The sequence below is a fragment of the Streptomyces sp. NPDC001843 genome (assembly GCF_042891955.1).
Lineage (GTDB): Bacteria > Actinomycetota > Actinomycetes > Streptomycetales > Streptomycetaceae > Streptomyces.
In genome coordinates this window covers 59,728-66,580 of the sequence record NZ_JBIATQ010000027.1, presented here as the reverse complement: position 1 = coordinate 66,580, position 6,853 = coordinate 59,728, and the positions used below count along the sequence as shown (strand labels likewise).

Here is a 6,853-nt window from a genome sequence, read left to right as displayed (position 1 = left end):
ATCTCGGTGTGGCCTCCGGCAACGGCAAGGGGCAGATCTTCGTCAAGGGCGAGGTCATCAAGACCGTCCCGGAGTCGAAGATCGTGGAGACCCTCATCGAGGAGGCCATGAAGCTCGCCGAGAAGATGGAGGCGGACGGCGTGGCCTCCGGCGAGCCCGAGGTCTCCGTCGCCGGCTGACCCCTCCGGCCGCTCTCACACCCCGTCACCCTCACGCCCCGTCACCTCCTTGGTGGCGGGGCGTAAGTGTTGTCTCCGGCTCCCTTGACAGCTCCGATGTGTGGAGGGACGTTATGGGGCGCACCTGCGCTCATGTCCCACGCGAAATACCCGCACCGGCTATACATCGGACGACAAGGTGACCGTATGAGACGCCGCAGACTGCTGGCCCTGTGGACCGCCCTCCTCGCCCTGCTGCTCGCCGCCGCCCCCTCGGCCCAGGCGGCCCACACAGCACAGGCGCCCCCTTACCCGCCCCGCCAGACCGCGCTCCGCAACGCCACCGCCGGTCTCTTCCTGCACTGGGGCATGTTCACCGCGCCCAAGCACTACGACTGCGCCTCCTGGGAACAGGCCGTCACCGACGGCGGCTGGAACCCCGACTACTGGGTCGAGGAGGCCCGCAAGATCCGCGCGAGTTACATCGTGCTCGCCACCTTCCACTCCCGCCTCGGCTACGCCCGCCCCTGGCCGTCGGCCATCCCCGGCTCCTGCTCCACCAAGCGCGACATCCTCGGCGAACTCGTCGACGCCGCGGCGAAGAAGGGCCTGAAGGTCATCCTCTACATGACCGACGACCCCAAGTGGCACGACGAACAGGGCGTCGAGACCCTCGACTCGGCCGCCTACTCCGCCTACAAGGGCCACGACGTCGACCTCACCACCCGTCAGGGCTTCGGCGAGTTCAGCTACGACAACTTCTTCGAGGTCATGCACAACTACCCGAAGCTGTCGGGCTTCTGGATCGACAACGACAACGAGTACTGGGAACAGCACCAGCTCTACGAGCAGATCCGGCAACTGCGTCCGGACATGACGCTGAGCAACAACAACGAGGACACTCCGATCATGGACATGGTGTCCCATGAGCAGAAGGTCGGCATGACCCCGCCGTACGACCAGCCGTCGGCGATCTGGACGCCCATGCCACGCCTGACCGAATCCTGCTACAAGGTGCCCGACACGGGCAGCTGGTGGTACGACGGCCAGGACCGCCCGGTGTCGACGGGGCTGAACGTGGACCGGTACATCGCCAACGCGGGCAACTCCATCCGTTCCCTCATGGACTTCACCGCCATGGTCGACGGCCGCTTCCCGCCGCAGCAGGAGAAGTTCATCGACCTGCTGAAGGACTACCTCCCACCCGTCTGGGAGTCCCTGCACGGCGTCGACGCGGGCGGCTTCCTGTACGGCGGCATGCAGCCGGGCAGCTGGAACGACGGCTCGTACGGCTACGTCACCGTCAGCCGCGCCCACCCCGCCACCACCCAGTACGTCCACGTCACCACCCGCCCGACCACCGGCGACCAGGTCCGCATCCGCGACAACGGCTACCGGATCGAGCGCGTCACCGACCTGCGCACCGGCAAGCGGCTCCACTTCGACCAGCGCGGGGGAACGCTCACCATCCGGGGCATCGCCGACTGGGACCCGTACGACACCGTGTTCAAGGTGCGCACCGCCGCTCACCGCGAGGGCGTGTACCCGGCCCGCTCCGTCAGGGCGAGCGAACCCGCCCTCAGCGACGGCGACTTCACCACGTACAGCGACAACAAGGGCGTCCTGCCGACCGGGTTCACCCTTGACCTCGGCCGGGCCCGCAAGGTGGCCTTCCTGGGGATCAACCAGCGCGAGTGGTCGCCGACGTACAACCGGGAGTCCTTCGGCCGCAAGGAGGACTCCGCGCGGATCAAGGACTACACGGTCTCCGTGAGCGACGACGGAACCACCTGGCGGCAGATCGAGGCAGGAGTGCTGGAAAGCGCCCGGGGAATCCGCTTCGTGGACCTCGGCGACCGCCTGCGCACCCGCTACGTCCGGCTCGACGTCCCCACGACCTGGTCCGCGGCCACCGTGCCGAACTACTACAAGCAGCTGCGCATCGACGAGGTACAGGTCGGTTACGGCCATCCCAGGAGCAAAGGCTGACCCGTGGCTCCCACCGCGCTGCCCCCGCGGGGCGGCGCGGCACAATTTCGGCAGGTACAGTGCGGAGATCAGCAGACCCTCAGGGTGAGGCCCGCACGTGTTGACGCAGACCACCTCTCGGGTGCTCGAACCGAGCGACCTGGACGCCGCGCTCGCCGTCCTCGACCGCGAGCCGGTCGCCAACGCCTTCGTGACCTCCCGCGTCCAGGTCGCGGGCCTCGACCCCTGGCGGCTCGGCGGGGAGATGTGGGGCTGGTACGAGGACGGCATGCTGACGTCCCTGTGCTACGCGGGAGCCAACCTCGTCCCGATCTGCGCCACCCCGCGCGCCGTGCGCGCCTTCGCCGACCGCGCCCGACGGGCCGGGCGCCGCTGCTCCTCCATCGTCGGCCCCGCCCAGACCACCGCCGAGCTGTGGCGGCTGCTGGAACCGCACTGGGGCCCCGCCCGGGAGGTCCGCACCCGCCAGCCCCTCATGGTCACCGACCGCATGCCCGCCGACATAGCCCCCGACCCCTACGTGCGCCGGATCCGCAAGGACGAGATGGAGGCGATCATGCCGGCGTGCGTCGCGATGTTCACCGAGGAGGTCGGCGTGTCCCCGCTGGCCGGGGACGGCGGCCTCCTCTACCAGGCCCGCGTCGCCGAACTCGTCGGCTCCGGCCGCTCCTTCGCCCGCCTCGACGAACACGGCAAGGTCGTCTTCAAGGCGGAGATCGGCGCGGCGACCTCCCAGGCGTGCCAGATCCAGGGCGTGTGGGTGGCCCCGGAATACCGGGGCAGGGGACTGGCCGCCCCCGGAATGGCGGCGGTCCTGCGGTACGCGCTGGCGGACGTGGCCCCCGTGGTGAGCCTGTACGTGAACGACTTCAACACCCCGGCGCGGCGGGCGTACGAGCGGGTGGGCTTCCAGGAGGTCGGCGCCTTCATGAGCGTGCTGTTCTGAGACGGCCCTTGCGGTTTGGGGGACGTACCGGGAGCGGTCAGGGTCCGCCTCAGGGGCGCCTGAGGGGCATCCCGGATGGCCGGGCCGGACGGTGTCGGCAGCATGATCCTCATGACCTCACAGTGGATCTCCGGACGCGTCTCCCGACGCTCCTTACTCGGCGGCTCGCTGGCGGGCGCGGCCCTGGTCGCGTCCGGCGGCACGGTGTCCCGTGCGGCCACCGGCGCGGACCGCCGCCCGCCGCCGCTGGACACACAGGCCCTGCACGCCGCGGTCTCCGACCTCACCCACCCGCCCGCCACCTCGGCGCAGCTACGCGTCTCCCGCGGGGCGGACCACTGGTACACAGCCGCGGGAGCCGCCGACCTGACCGACGGCCGCTCCCCGGGCCCGGCCGACCGGTTCCGCGCCGGCAGTGTCACCAAGGTGCTCGTGGCGGCGGTCGTCCTCCACCTGTGGACCGCGCACCGCCTCCGGCTCGACGCCCCGATCGGCCACTACCTGCCCCGGCTGCTCCCGCCGGACTCCGCCCGGATCACCGTCGCGCAACTGCTCAACCACACCAGCGGGCTCCCCGACCACCAGGGCGTGCCCGACCTCAGCACGCCGGAGGCCGTGCTGCGGCACCGGTTCGACCGGTGGACGCCACAGCGGTGGGTCGACACCGTGGCACACGGCCCGCTCAAGTTCCGGCCGGGCACCGCACAGGAGTACCGGGGCATCAACTACGTCCTGCTCGCCCTGCTGGTGGAGGAGCTCACCGGGCGCCCCTACGGCGAGGCGATCGCCTCCCGCGTCCTGCGCCCGCTGGGGCTGGACCGCACCCTGATACCCGGCGACGACCCGCGGCTGCACGGCCCGCACGTGCACGGCTATCTGCGGATGACCGACGGCTCACTGAGGGACGTCACCGTCTTCGACCAGTCCGGCTCCTGGGGCGAGGGCGAGCTGGTCTCCAGCGTCGACGACCTGTGCCGCCTCCAACAGGCTTTGCTCTCCGGCGAGTTGCTGCCTCCGAAGGCGACGGAGCAGCTCTTCACCATGCCCCCCGACACCGTGCGCATGCTGGACGGCAGCCCCGCCCGGTACAGCATGGGGCTGCAGAAGGCCACCGTGAACGGAGTGACGTTCTGGGGGAAGACCGGCGAGACCTACGGCTACCGCACCCGCGTGTTCGCCACCCGCGACCGGAACCTGAGCTTCGTGCTCTCCTACACGCCGACGCCGCTCACCACGGACGAGGACATGACCCAGCGGGTGGTCACGGTGCTCACCTCCTGACCCACACGTCGGCGGCGCCCCCCTGTAGTCTCCCCGCATGGACGTAGTGATCGGCCCACTCGACCTCCCGGCACACGTGGACGAGGCCCTGGCCGTCCAGGCCGTCGCCTTCGGACTGGGCCCCGACGAGGTGGCCGTGCGACGCCAGATCGTCCTGCGCCACATGCAGTACCCGGGAGCGAGGGCACTCGGCGCCACCGCCGGCGGACGGCTCGTCGGATTCGTCTACGGCATGCCCAACGACCGCACCCACTGGTGGTCCACCGTCGTGGAACCGTATCTGCGGGCCCGCGGCCACGACGACTGGCTCGACGACTCCTTCGTGATCACCGAGCTGCACGTCCACCCGAGCCACCAGAACCGCGGTGTCGGCCGCGCCCTGATCACCACGATCACCGACGGCGCCACCGAACCCCGCTCGATACTCTCCGCCATCGACACCGACAGCCCCGCCCGCGGCCTCTACCACACCCTCGGCTACCAGGACCTCGCCCGCCAGGTCCTCTTCCCCAGCGCCCCGAAGCCGTACGCCGTCATGGGCGCCCCGCTGCCCCTGCGCCGGAAGTAAGGATTTCCGGCCACGGCGGCGCCCCGGCTAACCTCCTGGTCATCACCTTCACCCGGCAGGAGTACGAGAACCATGGCGAACGCACCGGTCCAGCGCATGTCCCAGCTGCTGGCGAAAACGCTGCGCGACGACCCGGCCGACGCCGAGGTGCTCAGCCACAAGCTCCTGGTCCGCGCCGGCTACGTCCGCCGTACCGCCGCCGGCATCTGGACCTGGCTGCCTCTCGGCAAGAAGGTCCTGGCGAACGTGGAGCGGATCGTCCGCGAGGAGATGGACGCCATCGGCGCCCAGGAGGTACTGCTCCCCGCCCTGCTGCCGCGTGAGCCGTACGAGGCGACCGGCCGCTGGGACGAGTACGGCGCCGAGCTGTTCCGCCTGAAGGACCGCAAGGGCGGCGACTACCTCCTCGGCCCCACCCACGAGGAGATCTTCACCCTGCTGGTGAAGGACCAGGCGTCCTCCTACAAGGACCTGCCGGTCATCCTCTACCAGATCCAGACCAAGTTCCGCGACGAGGCCCGGCCCCGCGCGGGCATCCTGCGCGGCCGCGAGTTCCTGATGAAGGACTCGTACTCCTTCGACACCGAGGACGAGGGCCTCGCCCACTCCTACGCCCTGCACCGCCAGGCCTATCAGCGGATCTTCGAGCGCCTCGGCCTCGACTACCGCATCTGCGCCGCCACCGCCGGCGCGATGGGCGGCTCCAAGTCCGAGGAGTTCCTCGCCCCGGCCGAAGCCGGCGAGGACACCTTCGCGGACTGCCCGAACTGCGACTTCGCCGCCAACACCGAGGCGATCACCTATGGGCTCCAGGAGCAGGACGCCACCGGCGTCCCCGCCGCCGAGGAGATCCCGACCCCGGACACCCCGACCATCGAGACCCTCGCCGCCTCCCTCGGTGTCCCGGCCTCCGCCACCCTAAAGAACCTCCTCGTCAAGGTCGACGGCGAGATCGTCGCGGTCGGCGTGCCCGGTGACCGCGAGGTCGACATGGACAAGGTCGAGGCGCACTTCGCCCCGGCCGCCGTCGAACTGGTCACCGCCGAGGACTTCACGGGCCGCCCCGACCTGGTCCGCGGCTACGTCGGCCCGCAGGGACTGGGCGAGAAGGTCCGCTACATCGCCGACCCCCGCGTGGCGCCGGGCACCGCCTGGATCACGGGCGCCAACAAGGAGCACACCCACGCCAGGAACGTGGTCGCCGGCCGTGACTTCGAGGTCGACGCCTACGTGGACGTCGTGGTGGTGCAGGAGGGCGACCCGTGCCCCGACTGCGGCACCGGGCTGAAGCTCGACCGCGCCATCGAGATCGGTCACATCTTCCAGCTCGGCCGCAAGTACGCCGACGCCCTCAAGCTCGACGTCCTCGGCCAGAACGGCAAGCCGGTCCGCGTCACCATGGGCTCCTACGGCATCGGCGTCTCCCGCGCCGTCGCCGCCCTCGCCGAGCAGCACGCCGACGAGCAGGGCCTGGTGTGGCCCAAGGAGGTCGCCCCGGCCGACGTGCACGTGGTCGCCGCGGGCAAGGCCCTGCAGACCGAGCTCGCCCTCGAGGTCTCCGGGAAGCTGGCCGCCGCGGGCCTGCGCGTCCTGGTCGACGACCGTGCGGGCGTCTCCCCGGGCGTGAAGTTCACCGACGCCGAACTCATCGGCGTACCCCAGATCCTGGTCGCGGGCCGCCGCTCCGCCGAGGGCGTGCTGGAGCTGAAGGACCGCAGGAGCGGCGAGCGCGAGGAGCTGACCGTGGACGAGGCGATCGCGCGCCTGACCGCCTGACAGCGGCGCGCGCGGCGGTCGGCGGGGTGCCGGCCGGCCTCGGCGGCGACACCGCCGTCGCGGGGGAGCCCCCGGGCTGGGGGGAGGGCTGACGGCCGGCCTGCGCGGCGGCGGACCGGCCCTCCCCGGACCGGC

5 protein-coding genes and 1 pseudogene are annotated in these 6,853 nt (G+C 70.9%); all 6 read left to right on the top strand.

Annotation, left to right across the window (positions count from 1 at the left end):
• A pseudogene (locus tag ACFYZQ_RS39050) lies at nt 1-179 on the top strand (4-hydroxy-3-methylbut-2-en-1-yl diphosphate synthase); the annotation flags it as partial.
• Nucleotides 180-365: 186 nt separating this feature from the next.
• Nucleotides 366-2,147, top strand: coding sequence for an alpha-L-fucosidase (locus tag ACFYZQ_RS39045; protein WP_389158829.1), 1,782 nt, complete (start codon nt 366-368; stop codon nt 2,145-2,147).
• A 97-nt stretch (nt 2,148-2,244) separates the two neighbouring features.
• Entirely contained in the window at nt 2,245-3,093 is an 849-nt protein-coding gene (locus ACFYZQ_RS39040; RefSeq protein ID WP_389158826.1) for a GNAT family N-acetyltransferase, read from the top strand.
• A gap of 111 nt (nt 3,094-3,204) precedes the next feature.
• Nucleotides 3,205-4,374 carry a serine hydrolase domain-containing protein gene (locus tag ACFYZQ_RS39035; RefSeq protein WP_389158823.1) on the top strand — a complete coding sequence of 390 codons (1,170 nt, stop codon included), beginning with the start codon at nt 3,205-3,207 and terminating at the stop codon, nt 4,372-4,374.
• 37 nt (nt 4,375-4,411) lie between these two features.
• Nucleotides 4,412-4,942, top strand: coding sequence for a GNAT family N-acetyltransferase (locus ACFYZQ_RS39030; protein ID WP_389158820.1), 531 nt, complete (start codon nt 4,412-4,414; stop codon nt 4,940-4,942).
• A gap of 72 nt (nt 4,943-5,014) precedes the next feature.
• Nucleotides 5,015-6,718, top strand: a complete 1,704-nt coding sequence (locus tag ACFYZQ_RS39025) for a proline--tRNA ligase (protein WP_389158818.1) — start codon at nt 5,015-5,017, stop codon at nt 6,716-6,718.
• Nucleotides 6,719-6,853 lie beyond the last annotated feature (135 nt).